Raw genomic sequence first — 13,817 nt, 5'->3', positions numbered from 1 at the left:
GCGGGCTCAGCCGCGGGCCCGCGGCGCGGTGATGGCGAGCACCGCCATGTCGTCGTGCTCGGGCAGCTCCAGCCACTGCGTCGCGAGCATCAGCACGTGCTCGACGACCGCCTCGGCCGGCATCCCCTGGCACTGGGACAGCACGCGCCGCAGCCGTGCCTCGCCGAACATCTCGCCGCCCATCGGACCGCCGCGGGCCTCGACGATCCCGTCGGTGTAGAGCAGGCAGGTCTCGCCGGGAGCCAGCTCCACCGTCAGCGTCTCGAACGACGCGTCGGGCAGGATGCCCACCAGCGGCCCGGACCCGAACACCTCCTCGACGCTGCCGTCGGTCCGCACGATCAGCGGCGGCAGGTGGCCGGCCCTGGTCAGGCTCAGGTGCACCCGCTCGCCCACCTGGGTCGCGGTGGCGAGCACGAGGCTGGCGAACCGGGTCTGCCGCGAGGTGAGCAGCACCGAGTTGAGCATCTTCAGCATCTCGACGTGGTCGTCCACCATCGGGAGCAGTGCCTGCAGGGTGTTGCGGATCCGGCCGGTGAGGACCGCCGCCTCCAGCCCCTGTCCGCAGACGTCGCCGAGCAGCGCCAGCGCGCCGCCGGCGATCGGGTGCACGTCGTAGAAGTCGCCGCCGAGACGGGCGGTCTCCTGGGCGGGCCGGTAGACGCCGGCGAAGTCGATGCCGTCGAGCCGGCGCAACACCGGCGGCAGCAGCTCGGAGGTCAGCACGTCGGTGATGGCGCTCTGCTCCTCGAAGAGCCGGGCGGCCGAGAGCGCCGCGCCCACCCGCGAGGCGAACAGCCGGGCGACGCCCTCCTCCTCCTCGCTGAAGGCAGGCTCCTCGGCGCTGCGCAGCAGCACCAGCGCACCAGCAGGTACGCCGTGTCCGGGCAGCGATGTCACCACGACGGGCCCTGCGGCCCCGAAGCCGGCGGGGACCAGCCAGGGCTCCACGGCTCCGGGGTCGATCCACCGCGACGGCACCGGCGGGAAGCCCTGCAGGGCCTCGGCCAGGCCGGGGACGTCGTCGGGCCGGATGTCGAGGTTCATCATCCGCGGCTGCTGGCCCCGCACGCAGAGCACCGCCTCGTGACGGCCGCGGACCGCCGGTGCGATCACCCAGGCGGCGTCGGCCAGACGGTTGGCCGCGAGCTCTGCGGCGACCTCCATGGTGCGGTTCGCGTTGAGGGAGCTCAGCAGTGCGTCGGAGGCGGTGCGCAGGAACTCCGTCCTCTCCCGCTCCCGGCGCAGCTCCTCCTGGGCCGCGTGCAGCGCCGTGGTCTCCTCCAGCCACCACATCCGCGCGCCCTCGTCGGTGAGCACCGGCCGGGCGAGGAAGCGCCGGGCCCCGATCGAGCCGCCGGAGCCCTCGACGTACCGGCCCGCACGCCAGTCCCGGTCGAGCGCGGCGAGCCACCCCGCGACGCCGTCGGCGAGCTCGCCGCCGGAGGCGAGCCGCGGCAGCAGGTCGCGGGCAGCACGGTTCGCGGCCTGGACGGACCCACCGTCGGCGAGGATCACCGACGGGTGCGGAGCGTTCTCCCACCCGTGATCGAGGGAGGCCAGGCCGGCGGACCGGATCGGCTCAGACACCATGCAGAAGCTTCCTTAACCCCCGCAGAACGGGATGAGAGATGCGGCGGTCGACACCACTTTCTCTTCACCCTACGACGGCCATGGTGCTCCAGAAAGTCAGCGTGAGGCATGGGCAGCCAGGAAGCGATACCCGGCGGGGTATGGAATTATTCGGCCGCCCGCTCGTCGGCGAAAATAATGTCGCGCTCGGTCATGGGATGCCCCTCCATGTCGATCGGGGCGTCGTGTGCGATCACGGCGCGGACGCGGGCCCGCTCCCGGTCGGCGCCCGCCGGGCACAGGATCATGAGGTCCTGGGTGTGGGTGGCGGCGTCATCGCGCACCACCTCGAACCCCTCGTTCATCAGGGCGGCCGTCACCGCGGCCGGGTCCTGCCCGACCGGGACCTGATAGCGCAGGAACTCGACGCTGCCGCTGGCGAGATCGCGCTGTCGCCTCAGCTGCCGGCCACGCAGGCCGCCCGGGTCTTCGGCGCTCAGGCCACCGAGGACCAGGACCGCCACGATGGCGGCCGGAATGGTGATCACCGACTTCATCGGACACCGGTACCCGCCCCACGCGGCGACTCACGCGCCGCACCCCGCGAGGACGCGCGCGATCGCATCGTGCTCGGCCGGCGTCACCCACAGCCCGTAGGCCCGCTTCACCGCTACCTGCCGAGCCACGTAGGCGCACCGGAACCCCTTGTACGGCGGCAGCCACGTGGCAGCGTCGCCGTCGCCCTTGGACTCGTTGATCGGGCCGCTGACGGCCAGCAGCTCGCCGGGATCGTTGGCGAACGACCGCCGTCGCTGTGCGGTCCACCGCTGGGCACCGGTCTGCCAGGCGTCGCCGAGCGCGACGACGTGGTCGATCTGGACGGCGGTGCTGGTGCCGACGCCGCGGACGAAGTCGATGGTGGCGGCGCCGTACGGATCGTGCAGCGTGCCGGCGAGGACCACGCAGCCGTGCGTGCCGGGTTTGAGCACGACGTCGGCGAGATCGCGTCGCAGCACGTCGTTGCGGGTGTCGCAGCCGTTGTGACCCCACCGATCGTCCGTGTCGTCGCTCCAGGCCGGCCCGAACGCGTCGCGGTCGTAGCCGGTCATCGGAGCACGACCCTTCACCGCCAGCCGGGCCAGGTCGGCGCGCGCGGCGTCGAGGTCAACCGAGGCTGCGCCACTCGCCGGGCCACTCGCCGGGCCGCTCGCCGGGCCGGCGGCAGGCGGGTGCGCCGGCTGCACCGTGCTCGTCACCGTGACCCCACAGCCCGCCACCAGCCCGACCGGCAGCAGGAACACGACGCCCAGCAGACACCGGAGGAGCAGGACGGGTCGGGACATGGCGCGAAGGATGCCAGCGACGACCGACAATCCGTCGCCGTCAGCCGCAGGAACGCTCAGTCGGTGCTCGACGAGGCGGGGGCGTTCCCCAGCGCCGCGGAGCTGCCCGACGCGCTCGGCGTCGGGGAGGTGGCGGGCGGCGCCGAGGTCGCCGGCTGGGTGGGCGTCGGCGAGGTCGCCGGCGCCGACGTCTCGGGGCTCGCGGAGGACGGCCGCGGCGAGGAGGTGCGGGTCGGCGTCGAGGACGTCGCGGACGCGGACGGCCGACGCGTCGGCTCCGCCGTACGCGTGGGCGACGGCGAGGAGCTCGGCTTCGGCGTGGGTGAGGGCGTGATCGTCTGCTGCGGCACGACCACGACCGGGGCGGCGGTGTTCTGGTCGGGCCGCACGAACAGGTAGAGCACCAGCACCGCCAGGAAGGCGCCGATCAGGGCCCAGGTCGAACGCCGCGGCAGGTGGGAGCGCACGAAGTCGAGGAAGCTCATGCGGTACCCGTCGGCTCGCCGGTGCTGATCTCGGCCTGCAGGACGATGCCCTCCGAGCGCAGCGTGCGGGTGATCAGCACGCGCAGCGCCCGGCCCACCTCGAACTGCTTGCCCGGCAGCGTGCGTGCCACCACCCGCACCTGGAACTGGTCGACCTCGATCGACTCCACCCCCATCACCGAGGGTGTGTCGAGCAGCAGCGCGTGCAGATCCGGGTCGGCGAACGCCGCCTCGCCGGCCTTGCGCAGCACGGCGAGCACGCGGTTGACGTCCATCGTCACCGAGACGGGTACGTCGATGACAGCCCGCGCCCAGTCCCGCGACAGGTTGGTGACCTGCGCGATCTGTCCGTTGGGGGTGATCACGACCTCGCCGGTGGTGGTGCGCACGGTGGTGGTCCGCAGGCTGACGTTCTCCACGGTGCCGAGCACCGGCACGCCCAGGCCCACCACCGAGATCCGGACCAGGTCACCGAAGCCGTACTGCCGCTCGGCCACCACGAAGAAGCCGGCGAGCAGGTCAGCCACCACCTTCTGGGCACCGAAGCCGAGCGCGACGCCTGCCACGCTGGCCACCGGGATGAACGCCGCCAGCGCGATGCCCAGCTTCTGCACCGCGAGCAACCCCGCGATGATGTAGACGAGCACCACCAGCACCCAGGTGATGACCTGGTTGAGCGCGCGACGGTGCTTGTCGTCCTCGGAGCGGACCAGCGAGTCCTGGGAGGCGCGGCGGGCCTCCTCACGCGCGGTGGCGGCATCGCTGAACCAGCGCACGAACCGCGCGATGAGCACGGCTCCGATCGCGAGCAGCACGATCTCCAGACCGTTGCCACGCGACCACGTGCCGAAGTCACGGATCGGCGACAGCGTCGCCATCACCTCGATCACACCCTCACCCCCGGACTGTGGAGGGCTCAGACGTGCTTGTGCGGGGCGTCCGACTCGTCGTAGACGCCCGCGTCGCTCGCCTTCTTGACCTTCTTCAGCTGACGGCTGAAGCTCCAGCCCAGAACACCGACGGCCACGAGCAGCAGCAGGAAGACGGCGAACGCCGTCCACCCGGCCTTCACGTTGTTGTCGGTCGGGACCGGGTCGGTCGCCAGGGTGAGGAGCAGGGGAAGCATGGCTCCAGTGTCTCACTCCTGCTCGCGGTCGCGAAAAGGTCTCCCCCGGGCCGGCATCGGGCCGGCATCGGGCCCGCGTCAGACCGGGGTCGGACCGGCGTCGGCGCACCCGCGCGGGCGCGTCGATCGCTCAGCTGCGTGCGAGCAGCTCCAGGCCGTCGTGCGTCGCGCTCCCGGGCTCGGCGGTGTAGACGACCATCCGCAGGCTGCTCTCGGGCAGCCGCATCACCTCGTAGGTCAGCTCCAGGCGTCCTACGAGAGGATGCCGGAACCGCTTGACGCCGAAGCCGCAGTCGGCCACCGGGTGCTCGGCCCATACCTGCGCGAACGCGTCGCTGCGCTGGGCCAGCTCGCCCACGAGCCGGCTCAGCCGCTGATCGTCGGGATACAGCCCCGAGGAGTAGCGGAGGAAGCCGATCATGGTGCGCATCGCCTCGTCGGGGTCGGCGTACAGGGCCGTGCCACCGGGCTCGAGGAAGAGCATCCGGGCGAGGTTGGGCCGCTCCTCGGTCGCCGGCAGCTCGTAGGGCACGGTGTGGCCCAGGAGCAGGTGGCCCAGCCGGTTCCAGGCGACGACGTCGTTGGTGTGGTCGAGGATCAGCGCCGGTGAGGGCATGGTGTGCATCACCATGAGGGCGCTCGGCCGGGGCCTGGCGCACCGCGGGGTCGACACGCGCCCGGCCGGCCGCGCCAGCCGGTGCAGGTGCTCGCGCTCGCCGTCGGAGAGCCGCAGTGCGCGGGCGAGCGCATCCAGCACCGCGTCCGATGCCTGGTGCTGGTCGGACTGCTCCAGCCGGGTGTAGTACGTCGGGCTCACGCCGGCCAGCTGCGCGAGCTCCTCGCGCCGCAGGCCGGGGACGCGCCGAGCGCCGTAGGAGACGAGCCCTGCCTGCTCAGGACTGATCGCCGCCCTCCGGCTGCGCAGGAACTCTCCCAGCTCAGTGACCACCCCGCCATCATGACCGACGCGGCGGCCCGCTGCCTGACCCTGCCGGTGCTAGGCACCCGCATGGACGGCACGGCAGGGGGCTCGCTGTGCCGGCCGAGCCCCGCGACCGTGGACGACATGACGACTCTCACCCACCACAGTGCGCCACCGACACCCGGCATGACCCGGCGTCAGGTGCTCGTGCTCGTGCTGCTGCTGGCCTCGCAGTTCATGCTCGCCGTCGACTTCTCCATCCTCAACGTCGCACTGCCGTCGGTCGGCTCGGGCCTGGGCATCGCGAAGGCCGACGTCCAGTGGATCGCCACCACCTTCGCGCTCGGTGCGGCCGGGTTCACCCTGCTGTTCGGCCGGGTCGCGGACTTCGTCGGCCGCCGCCGGCTGTTCCTGGTGGGCATGACGGCCCTCGGCGCAGCGTCCCTGCTCGGCGGCCTGGCTCCCTCACCCGGGATCCTGCTGCTCGCCCGCGCGGCGCAGGGGCTCGCGACGGCGGCGATCACACCGGCCGCGCTCTCGCTGCTCACCACCACCTTCGCCGAGGGCCGGCTGCGCGATCGGGCGCTCGGGCTCAACAGCGTGATGATGTCGTCCGGCTTCACCGTGGGTGCGGTCCTGGGAGGCGTGCTGACCGACCTGCTGAGCTGGCGCTGGGCGTTCCTGGTCAACGTCCCGATCGCCGTCGTCGTGGTGGCGGTGGCACCGGCGCTGCTGCGCGACTCCGCCGAGCGCGAGCGCGCCCGGCTCGACCTCGGCGGCGCCACCCTCGTCACGCTCGGGCTGGTCGCGCTGGTCATGGGCGCGACCAGGGCCGGCTCGGTCGGCGTCACCGACCCGCTCACCCTGGCGACCCTGGGCCTCGCCGCCATCCTGCTGGTGGCCTTCTGGCTGCTCGAGGAGCGGCATCCCCATCCGCTCGTCTCCACCCGGGTGCTGCGCCGGCGCAACGTCGCCTGGGGCAACGTCGCCGGCCTGGTCACCTTCGCGATGGAGTCGGCCCTGGTCTTCCTGCTCACCATGTACCTGCAGCAGGTGTTGGGCCTCGACCCGCTCCAGACCGGCCTCGTGCTGGTCGCCATGGGCGTCGGCTGCGTCCTCGGTGGCGTGCTGGCACCCCGGGTGATCGAGACCGTCGGCGTACGTCGCGCGGCCGTCGGGGGGCTCCTCACCCAGGCGCTGCTCACCGGCACCCTCGTGCTGGTCGGCGAGACCACCGCCTCGATCGTCCTGGTGGTGGCGGCGACCTTCGTCGGCGCGCTCGGACATGTCACGGCGATCGTCGCCTTCATGGTGAGCGCCACGTCCGGGCTGCCCGACCGCGAGCAGGGACTGGCCACGGGGCTGGCGACCATGACCCAGCAGGTCGCGATGGCGCTCGGCGTACCGCTGCTGAGCGCCGTGGCGATCGCGGCGGGCGGCGTGGACTCGCTGGCGGCGCTCCGGGTGGCGATCGGTCTCGACGCGGCTGTCGTGCTCGCCGGAGCGCTACTCGTGGCGGCCGGACTGCGCCCGGTGGTCCGGGAGGCGGCTCAGCCCACGCTGATGCCAGCGAACAGGTCGTCCTCGGGCACCGAGGTCGGCACGTGCGAGGTCACCAGCTCGTAGTCCTCCGTGGGCCACACCTGCTTCTCCAGCTCGCGCGGCGTGGCGAACCACCAGCTGTCCGGGTCGATCTGGGTGGCGTGCGCGAGCAGCGCCTGATCGCGCACGCCGAAGTAGTCGGCGCAGGGCACGTGGGTCGTCACCCGGGCGTCCCAGGCGTCGTCCTTGGTCCACTTCTCCAGGCGCTCGCCGTAGTGCGACTCCAGGCCGTGCGCGAGCATCGCCTCGTGCAGCGCGACGGCCTTCGGCCGGTTGAAGCCGTGGTGGTAGTAGAGCTTCAGCACCTGCCAGGCGGGCCCCAGCTCGGGCTCGTACGCCGGGTCGGCCGCCTTCTCGAAGGCGTAGACCGAGATGTTGTGGCACTGGATGTGGTCGGGGTGCGGGTAGCCGCCGTTCTCGTCGTACGTCGTCATCACGTGCGGCTTGAACGAGCGGATCAACCGGATCAGCGGGCGGGCGCCCTCCTCGACCGGGACGAGCCCGAAGCACCCCTCCGGCAGCGGCGGCTTGTTGCCCTCCTCGTCGGGCTCGGGCCAGCCGGAGTCGACGAAGCCCAGCCAGTCCTGCGAGACGCCGAGGATGTCGCGGGCCCGCTCCATCTCCTGGCGGCGGATCTCGTGGATGTTCTCCAAGATCCCGGGCCGGTCCATCTTCGGGTTCAGGATCGAGCCCCGCTCACCCCCGGTGCAGGTGGCGACGTGCACGTCGACGCCCTCGGCGACGTATCTCGCTGTCGACGCCGCGCCCTTGCTCGACTCGTCGTCGGGGTGGGCATGGACGTGCATGAGGCGAAGGCCGGCCTTGGTCGGGGCCTGGGGGCGCTGCGTCATGGGTGAATCCTAGGGTCAGGCCGATGACGGCCCTCGACCGCCGGGGTGTGAGGATGTGCCCGTGAACCAGCAGCCGACCTCCGCCCACATCGCCCAGCGGTACGGCGGCGGCAGCGCCCGGGGCCGGTCGGTCTTCCTGGGCATCGGAGCCGTCATCGTGGCGGCGCTGGTGGGCTGGTTCGTGTGGGCGGTGTGGCTGCACAGCCACCCCAAAGTCGGCTCCTCGATGGAGAGCTGGGAGCTGCAGGGGCCGAACGCGGTCAAGGTGACGGTCGACGTGCACATCTACGACGCGGCCGCGCATCCGACCTGCGTGCTCCTGGCCTACGCGGAGGACCATTCGACCGTCGGCGAGCACAGCTTCACCCCGATCTCCGGGCGGCAGACCATCACCGTGCGCACCGAGCGCGAGGCGACCTCGATCGACTGGCGCGGGTGCACCGCCAAGGGCCAGCAGGACCCGCAGTAGGCAGCCAGACGAGGTCCGAAATGACGTCCGAAATGACGTCCGCCGAGCGTGTCGAGAGCTCTCGACAGGCTCGGCGGAGGTAGCGGCGCTCAGTCCTCGAACGGCACGACCTTGAGCACCTCGACCTTGAGCACGCGACCGTTCGGTCCCTCGTAGGAGACGGTGTCGCCCGCGCTCGCGCCGAGCAGCGCGGCACCGATCGGCGACTGCGCCGAGGAGATCTCCAGGCCGCCGGCGAAGTCCTTCATCTCGATCGAGGCGATCAGCCGCTCCTCCGCCTCGTCGTCGTCGTCACCGTCGAACTTGAAGGTCACGATCTTGCCGAGGCCGACCACGCCGTCGTCGCCGGGCTCGGTGGTGTCGGCGTTGCGGAGCAGCGCCTCCAGCGCCTGGATCTCGCCCTCGAGCCGACCCTGGGCCTCGCGGGCGGCGTGGTAGCCGCCGTTCTCCTTCAGATCGCCCTCGTCGCGCGCAGCACTGATCTCGGCGACGATCTTGGCGCGCTGAGGACCCTTCTTGTCCTCGAGCTCGGCCGTGAGCTTGTCGAAGGCACCCTTGCTGAGCCAGATCGTGGCGGCGTGCTGTGCTTCGGTCGTCATCGAGTCACTCCTGGGAAAGACGTCGGGGTGTTGCAGGCAATCAGACGAGTTTACCAGCGGTTCAAGTCGCGCGCAGTCTTCAAGACCCGGTCATGAGGACGGGTCGACCCGGTACCCGCTCGCCGCCAGGCGATCCCTCAGTTGGGCGGCGTGCACCAGGCCTCGGGTCTCCAGCTGGAGCAGGACCTCCACCTGGTCCACGCTCAGCGCCGGATCGGTGCGTCCGTGGCTGACGTGCACCACGTTGGCACCCGCCTCCGCGATCAGGGCCAGCAGACCGGCGAGCGCTCCGGGCGCGTCGTCGAGCACCACCCGCAGCACCAGGTAGCGACCGTCGGCCGCCAGACCGTGCCGGATGACCTTGCTCAGCAGCAGCGGGTCGATGTTGCCGCCGGAGAGCACCACCGCGACCGGGCCCTCGAAGGCGCCCGGCTCGTCGAGGAGGGCAGCGATGCCGACGGCGCCGGCGGGCTCGACCACCAGCTTGGCCCGCTCCAGCAGGGAGAGCAGCGCCCGCGAGATCGACTCCTCGGTGACCGTGCGGATCTCGTCGACGTGATCGCGCACCGCCGCGAACGTCAGGTCGCCCGGACGGCCCACCGCGATGCCGTCGGCCATCGTCTTCATGGCTGCCAGCGGCACCGGGCCGCCGGCCGCCAGCGAGGTCGGGTACGACGCGGCGCCCTCGGCCTGCACGCCGACGACGCGCACGTCGGGTCGCTGCGCCTTGATCGCCACCGCGACACCGGCGATGAGTCCGCCGCCGCCGGCGGGGACGACGACCGTCCGTACGTCGGGCACCTGCTCGAGGATCTCGAGGCCGACGGTGCCCTGGCCGGCGATGATGTCCGGGTGGTCGAAGGGGTGGATGAGCACCGCCCCGGTGCGGGCGGCGTACTCGTGCGCGGCGGCGAGGCTCTCGTCCACCGTCCGGCCGGCGAAGAGCACGTCGGCGCCGTACCCGCGGGTGGCGCGCTCCTTGGGGATCGGCGCACCCTCCGGCATGAACACGGTTGCGCTGGCGCCGGTCAGGCGCGCTGCCAGCGCGACGCCCTGGGCGTGATTGCCGGCGCTGGCCGCCACCACGCCCTTGGCCCGTTCCTCGTCGGTGAGCCGGGCGATGCGCACGTAGGCGCCGCGGGACTTGAAGGAGCCGGTGCGCTGCAGGTTCTCGCACTTGAGCAGCACCGGCGCGCCGACCAGGTCGGAGAGCCAGCGCGAGGTCTCGACGGGGGTCTCGATGACGACGCCGCGGACGAGCTCGCGGGCGGCTCGGATGTCGTCGAGCTCGACCCCGCACGAACTCAGGTCACTCATGCGCGCTCTCCTCCGCCTCCTCCAGCTCCTCCTGCTCCCCCTCGGTGAGCAGCGCTCCCTCGTCCTCCTCCGGATCGGGAGGTGAGGAGTCGGCGGCCAGGTGCTGTCCGACGGCGTTGAGGGCCGCCGCGAGCGGTACGGCGACGAGCGCGCCGGCCACGCCGGCCACCAGCACACCGGTGGCGATGGAGATGATCACCGCGAGCGGGTGCACCGAGACCCAGCGGCCCATCAGGAACGGCTGCAGGCCGTGCGCCTCGAGCTGCTGCACCAGGATCACGCCGCCGAGCATGATGAGCGCCGTGACCACGCCGTGGTCGACCAGGGCGACCAGCACCGCGACGGTGCCGGCGATGGTGGCACCGATCAGCGGCACGAACGCGCCGAGGAACACGAGCACGCCGATCGCCGCCACGAACGGCACCCGCAGGATCGCCGCGACGATCATGATGCCGATCGCGTCCACGGCCGCGACGATCACCGTCGCGCGGACGAACTGGGTCAGCGAGATCCACGCCACCCGGCCGGAGCTGTCGACGCGCTCACGGGCCGCGCGCGGGGTCAGCTTGACCACCCAGGCCCAGATCTTGTCACCCTCGGCGAGGAAGAAGTACGTCGAGAACAGCACGATGAACAGCGATGCCAGGACGTCGGCCGCGACTCCGCCGACCTCCGTCACCTTGCCCAGCGGGTTGCCGCCGGAGCCGGCCTTGGTGACCTCGTGCTGGAGCCGGTCGATCCAGGTGTTGATCTGGTTGTCGCTGGCGTGCAGCGGCCCGGTCTTGAGCCAGTGCCGGATCTCCTCCAGGCCCTTGACGGTCTGGTCGGCCAGGTCGCTGGCGCCCGTCGCCACCTGGTGGCCGGCGAAGAAGAGCAGCGAGCCGACCACGCCGATCACCAGGATCAGGACCAGCAACGCCGCCAGGCCACGCGGGAGACCGATCCGCTGCAGCAGCGCCACCACCGGCACCACCAGCGCCGAGATGAGCATCGCGATGACGACCGGGACGACGACCACCTCGAGGAAGCCGAGCACCTTGAACAGGCACCAGCCGGCGGCGGCGATGACCAGCAGCCGCCAGCCCCAGGAGGCGGCCAGCTCGATGCCGTAGGGCACCTCCACCTTGCGACCGCCCGAGGTGGCGGCCACCGGGATCGGCGGCGGGGTCAGCTGGGCCTGCCGCTCCTCGCGCAGCTGGGCCCACTGGGCGTAGAGCCGGGCCGCGAGCCGCTCGTTGCGCTGCCGCTCCGACTCGGTCTCTCCCCGGCGGAACCTCTCCGTCCGCTGGCGGTCCTGACCGGGGACGGGGGGCTGCTCGGTCGGGCCCTCGCTCATCCGAGCGCCTGCTCGAGGTCGCCGATGAGGTCCTCGACGGTCTCGATGCCGACGCTGAGCCGGATGAGGTCGGCCGGCACCTCGAGCTCGGTTCCGGCGACGCTGGCATGGGTCATCCGGCCGGGGTGCTCGATCAGGCTCTCCACGCCGCCCAGCGACTCCCCCAGCGTGAAGACCCGCGCGTTGGCACAGACGTCGAGCGCCTTGGCCTCCCCGGCCCGGACGCGGAAGCTGATCATGCCGCCGAAGCGCTTCATCTGGCGCTGGGCGACCTCGTGGCCGGGGTGGGTCTCCAGCCCCGGGTAGATGACGTCGCCGACAGCGGGGTGGCTGGTCAGGAAGTCGACGATCCGCTCGGCGTTGTCGCAGTGCCGGTCCATCCGTACGCCGAGCGTCTTCAGCCCGCGGTGCGTCAGGAAGGCGTCGAACGGCCCGGCCACGGCACCCATCGCGTTCTGGTGGAAGCCGATCCGCTCGGCGACCTCGAGGTCCTTGACCACGAGGGCACCGCCGACCACGTCCGAGTGGCCGCCGACGTACTTGGTGGTCGAGTGGACGACGACGTCGGCACCGAGGACGAGCGGCTGCTGCAGGTAGGGCGAGGCGAAGGTGTTGTCGACGACGAGCAGTGCCCCGGCGTCGTGGGCGATGCCGGCGATCGCCGCGATGTCGCCGATGTTGAGCAGCGGGTTGGTCGGGGTCTCGACCCACACCAGCTTGGTGCGGCCGGGCTCGATCGCCGCGGCGACGCGGTCCAGATCGCTCACCGGGGCCGGCGTGTGCTCCACACCCCACGGACCGGCGACCTTGTCGACGAGGCGGAACGTGCCGCCGTACGCGTCGTCGGGGATGACGAGGTGGTCACCGGGCCGGGTGAGCGCGCGGATCAGCGTGTCCTCGGCGGCCAGACCGCTCGCGAAGGCGAAGCCGCGCTCGCCCTCCTCGACCGCAGCCAGCGCGCCCTCCAGCGCGGTGCGCGTCGGGTTGGCGCTGCGGCTGTACTCGTAGCCGCCGCGCAGCCCCCCGACGCCGTCCTGCTTGTAGGTCGAGGAGGCGTAGATGGGAGGGTTGACGGCGCCGGTGGTGGGGTCCGGCTCGTAGCCCGCATGGATGGCGCGGGTCTCGAAGCCCTGGCCCTTGTCGAACGCTGCTGGTGCATGCTCGTGGGTCACGCGTCGAGCCTACTCAGAACTCGCGTCCGGATCGTCGCTGAGGCGCCCTCGCCGAGCCGATGGCGGTCCGGGCCCTCGGCGGACGAGCCCGGGAACGTACGGCGTCGGTGCGGTGTTGGAGACTGTGGAACCCGAAGGAGGAAACCATGTTCGGACGACCCACCTCTCTCTACCCCACTGACAAGACCCTCCCCGGCCGGGACACGCTCGAGTGGGACCTGCCCGCCAAGCACCGCGTGCTCGGCACGCCGCTGCTCGCCGACCCCGCGAACGGCAGCGCCCCCGAGGGCTACGAGGTCGCCTACTTCGGACTCGGCTGCTTCTGGGGCGCCGAGGAGATGTACTGGCAGATCCCCGGCGTCTACGCCACCGCCGTCGGCTACCAGGGCGGCACCACGCTGAACCCGACGTACGAGGAGGTCTGCAGCGGCCTGACCAACCACACCGAAGCCGTGCGGGTCGTCTTCGATCCCGCCGTGGTGAGCTACGCCGACCTGGTGAAGCGGTTCTTCGAGGTGCACGACCCGACCCAGGGCATGCGCCAGGGCAACGACGTCGGCACGCAGTACCGCTCCGCGCTCTACTTCCTCTCCCCCGAGCAGGAGCAGACCGCCCGCGAGCTGACCAAGGTGTACGGCGAGGAGCTCGCCCGCCGCGGCCTCGGCACGATCACCACCGAGATCCGCGAGGCGCCGATCTTCTACCCGGCCGAGCCCTACCACCAGCAGTACCTGGACCGGGTGCCCAACGGCTACCGCTGCCACGCCAACACCGGGGTGGCCTTCCCGGCCTGATCACGCGTCGACCCGGGCCTGCGTCCGCGTTCAGTCGGGCCTGCGTCCGGGTTGAGTCGGGCCTGCGTCCGGGTTGAGTCGGGCCTGCGTCCGCGTTGAGTCGGGCCTGCGTCCGCGTTGAGTCGGGCCTGCGTCCGGGTTGAGTCGGGCCTGCGACACCGCTCTGTACGCGGGGTTGGTGCAAAGACAAACGAAAAGCGTGAGCCAGTCCCAGCGTGGCCCGGTGTCT

Annotated in this window: 15 protein-coding genes and 1 pseudogene; 4 read left to right on the top strand and 12 right to left on the bottom strand. The window is 71.8% G+C overall.

What is annotated here, in order from left to right:
• Nucleotides 1–6 precede the first annotated feature (6 nt).
• The 3 genes from P5P86_RS06035 to P5P86_RS06025 all read right to left on the bottom strand — a co-directional run bounded on the left by P5P86_RS06035 (nt 7) and on the right by P5P86_RS06025 (nt 2,915).
• On the bottom strand, nt 7–1,593 hold the full coding sequence (locus P5P86_RS06035; RefSeq protein WP_280610398.1) for a PP2C family protein-serine/threonine phosphatase: 1,587 nt from the start codon (nt 1,591–1,593) through the stop codon (nt 7–9).
• Between the two features lie 146 nt (nt 1,594–1,739).
• Nucleotides 1,740–2,129, bottom strand: coding sequence for a hypothetical protein (locus tag P5P86_RS06030; RefSeq protein ID WP_280610397.1), 390 nt, complete (start codon nt 2,127–2,129; stop codon nt 1,740–1,742).
• Nucleotides 2,130–2,159: 30 nt separating this feature from the next.
• The gene (locus tag P5P86_RS06025) at nt 2,160–2,915 is read right to left on the bottom strand and encodes an HNH endonuclease family protein (protein WP_280610396.1); all 756 of its coding nucleotides are present in this window, start codon (nt 2,913–2,915) and stop codon (nt 2,160–2,162) included.
• 63 nt (nt 2,916–2,978) lie between these two features.
• On the opposite strand from P5P86_RS06025, the gene P5P86_RS06020 reads away from it, so the two are divergent.
• Complete coding sequence (locus P5P86_RS06020) at nt 2,979–3,314, top strand: hypothetical protein (RefSeq protein WP_280610394.1); 336 nt, start codon at nt 2,979–2,981, stop codon at nt 3,312–3,314.
• Nucleotides 3,315–3,328: 14 nt separating this feature from the next.
• Here P5P86_RS06020 and P5P86_RS20140 read toward each other — a convergent pair.
• From P5P86_RS20140 to P5P86_RS06005, 4 genes and pseudogenes are all read right to left on the bottom strand, one after another.
• Nucleotides 3,329–3,400 (bottom strand): annotated as a pseudogene (locus P5P86_RS20140) (hypothetical protein); the annotation flags it as partial.
• Nucleotides 3,397–4,278, bottom strand: coding sequence for a mechanosensitive ion channel family protein (locus tag P5P86_RS06015; RefSeq protein WP_280610393.1), 882 nt, complete (start codon nt 4,276–4,278; stop codon nt 3,397–3,399). The pseudogene P5P86_RS20140 and the gene P5P86_RS06015, both read right to left, overlap by 4 nt.
• 38 nt (nt 4,279–4,316) lie before the next feature.
• Complete coding sequence (locus P5P86_RS06010) at nt 4,317–4,526, bottom strand: hypothetical protein (RefSeq protein WP_280610392.1); 210 nt, start codon at nt 4,524–4,526, stop codon at nt 4,317–4,319.
• Between the two features lie 130 nt (nt 4,527–4,656).
• The gene (locus P5P86_RS06005; RefSeq protein ID WP_280610391.1) at nt 4,657–5,475 is read right to left on the bottom strand and encodes a helix-turn-helix transcriptional regulator; all 819 of its coding nucleotides are present in this window, start codon (nt 5,473–5,475) and stop codon (nt 4,657–4,659) included.
• Nucleotides 5,476–5,592: 117 nt separating this feature from the next.
• On the opposite strand from P5P86_RS06005, the gene P5P86_RS06000 reads away from it, so the two are divergent.
• Nucleotides 5,593–7,074 (top strand): MFS transporter, encoded by a 1,482-nt coding sequence (locus P5P86_RS06000; protein WP_280610390.1) that lies wholly within the window; start codon nt 5,593–5,595, stop codon nt 7,072–7,074.
• Here the strand turns inward: P5P86_RS06000 and mca are convergent.
• Entirely contained in the window at nt 6,999–7,901 is a 903-nt protein-coding gene (gene mca, locus P5P86_RS05995; RefSeq protein ID WP_280610389.1) for a mycothiol conjugate amidase Mca, read from the bottom strand. The genes P5P86_RS06000 and mca overlap by 76 nt on opposite strands.
• A 61-nt stretch (nt 7,902–7,962) precedes the next feature.
• On the opposite strand from mca, the gene P5P86_RS05990 reads away from it, so the two are divergent.
• On the top strand, nt 7,963–8,370 hold the full coding sequence (locus tag P5P86_RS05990) for a DUF4307 domain-containing protein (RefSeq protein ID WP_280610388.1): 408 nt from the start codon (nt 7,963–7,965) through the stop codon (nt 8,368–8,370).
• Between the two features lie 89 nt (nt 8,371–8,459).
• On the opposite strand, the gene greA is transcribed toward P5P86_RS05990, so the two are convergent.
• The 4 genes from greA to P5P86_RS05970 all read right to left on the bottom strand — a co-directional run bounded on the left by greA (nt 8,460) and on the right by P5P86_RS05970 (nt 12,794).
• Nucleotides 8,460–8,969, bottom strand: a complete 510-nt coding sequence (greA, locus tag P5P86_RS05985; RefSeq protein ID WP_280610387.1) for a transcription elongation factor GreA — start codon at nt 8,967–8,969, stop codon at nt 8,460–8,462.
• Between the two features lie 90 nt (nt 8,970–9,059).
• On the bottom strand, nt 9,060–10,286 hold the full coding sequence (gene ilvA, locus P5P86_RS05980) for a threonine ammonia-lyase (protein ID WP_280610386.1): 1,227 nt from the start codon (nt 10,284–10,286) through the stop codon (nt 9,060–9,062).
• Nucleotides 10,279–11,622, bottom strand: coding sequence for an AI-2E family transporter (locus tag P5P86_RS05975; protein ID WP_280610385.1), 1,344 nt, complete (start codon nt 11,620–11,622; stop codon nt 10,279–10,281). The genes ilvA and P5P86_RS05975 overlap by 8 nt, the downstream gene beginning before the upstream one ends.
• On the bottom strand, nt 11,619–12,794 hold the full coding sequence (locus P5P86_RS05970) for a cystathionine gamma-synthase (RefSeq protein WP_280610384.1): 1,176 nt from the start codon (nt 12,792–12,794) through the stop codon (nt 11,619–11,621). Before P5P86_RS05970 ends, P5P86_RS05975 begins: the two co-directional genes overlap by 4 nt.
• A gap of 146 nt (nt 12,795–12,940) precedes the next feature.
• Here P5P86_RS05970 and msrA point away from each other — a divergent pair, with 146 nt between their 5' ends.
• Nucleotides 12,941–13,588: a peptide-methionine (S)-S-oxide reductase MsrA gene (msrA, locus tag P5P86_RS05965; protein ID WP_280610383.1), complete on the top strand. Its 648-nt coding sequence runs from the start codon at nt 12,941–12,943 to the stop codon at nt 13,586–13,588.
• Nucleotides 13,589–13,817: the final 229 nt, after the last annotated feature.

This window comes from Nocardioides sp. BP30, from assembly GCF_029873215.1.
Lineage (GTDB): Bacteria > Actinomycetota > Actinomycetes > Propionibacteriales > Nocardioidaceae > Nocardioides.
The sequence above is the reverse complement of the archived record's forward strand: the minus strand, read 5'-3'. Positions and strand labels throughout refer to the sequence as shown.

What these genes read in the sequence shown, in the direction of transcription:
- P5P86_RS06035 (WP_280610398.1), bottom strand. Translation starts at nt 1,593, where the DNA reads ATGGTGTCTGAGCCGATCCGGTCCGCCGGCCTGGCCTCCCTCGATCAC.
- P5P86_RS06000 (WP_280610390.1), top strand. Translation starts at nt 5,593, where the DNA reads ATGACGACTCTCACCCACCACAGTGCGCCACCGACACCCGGCATGACC.
- mca (WP_280610389.1), bottom strand. Translation starts at nt 7,901, where the DNA reads ATGACGCAGCGCCCCCAGGCCCCGACCAAGGCCGGCCTTCGCCTCATG.
- P5P86_RS06025 (WP_280610396.1), bottom strand. Translation starts at nt 2,915, where the DNA reads ATGTCCCGACCCGTCCTGCTCCTCCGGTGTCTGCTGGGCGTCGTGTTC.
- ilvA (WP_280610386.1), bottom strand. Translation starts at nt 10,286, where the DNA reads ATGAGTGACCTGAGTTCGTGCGGGGTCGAGCTCGACGACATCCGAGCC.
- P5P86_RS06010 (WP_280610392.1), bottom strand. Translation starts at nt 4,526, where the DNA reads ATGCTTCCCCTGCTCCTCACCCTGGCGACCGACCCGGTCCCGACCGAC.
- greA (WP_280610387.1), bottom strand. Translation starts at nt 8,969, where the DNA reads ATGACGACCGAAGCACAGCACGCCGCCACGATCTGGCTCAGCAAGGGT.
- P5P86_RS06030 (WP_280610397.1), bottom strand. Translation starts at nt 2,129, where the DNA reads ATGAAGTCGGTGATCACCATTCCGGCCGCCATCGTGGCGGTCCTGGTC.
- msrA (WP_280610383.1), top strand. Translation starts at nt 12,941, where the DNA reads ATGTTCGGACGACCCACCTCTCTCTACCCCACTGACAAGACCCTCCCC.
- P5P86_RS05975 (WP_280610385.1), bottom strand. Translation starts at nt 11,622, where the DNA reads ATGAGCGAGGGCCCGACCGAGCAGCCCCCCGTCCCCGGTCAGGACCGC.
- P5P86_RS06015 (WP_280610393.1), bottom strand. Translation starts at nt 4,278, where the DNA reads ATGGCGACGCTGTCGCCGATCCGTGACTTCGGCACGTGGTCGCGTGGC.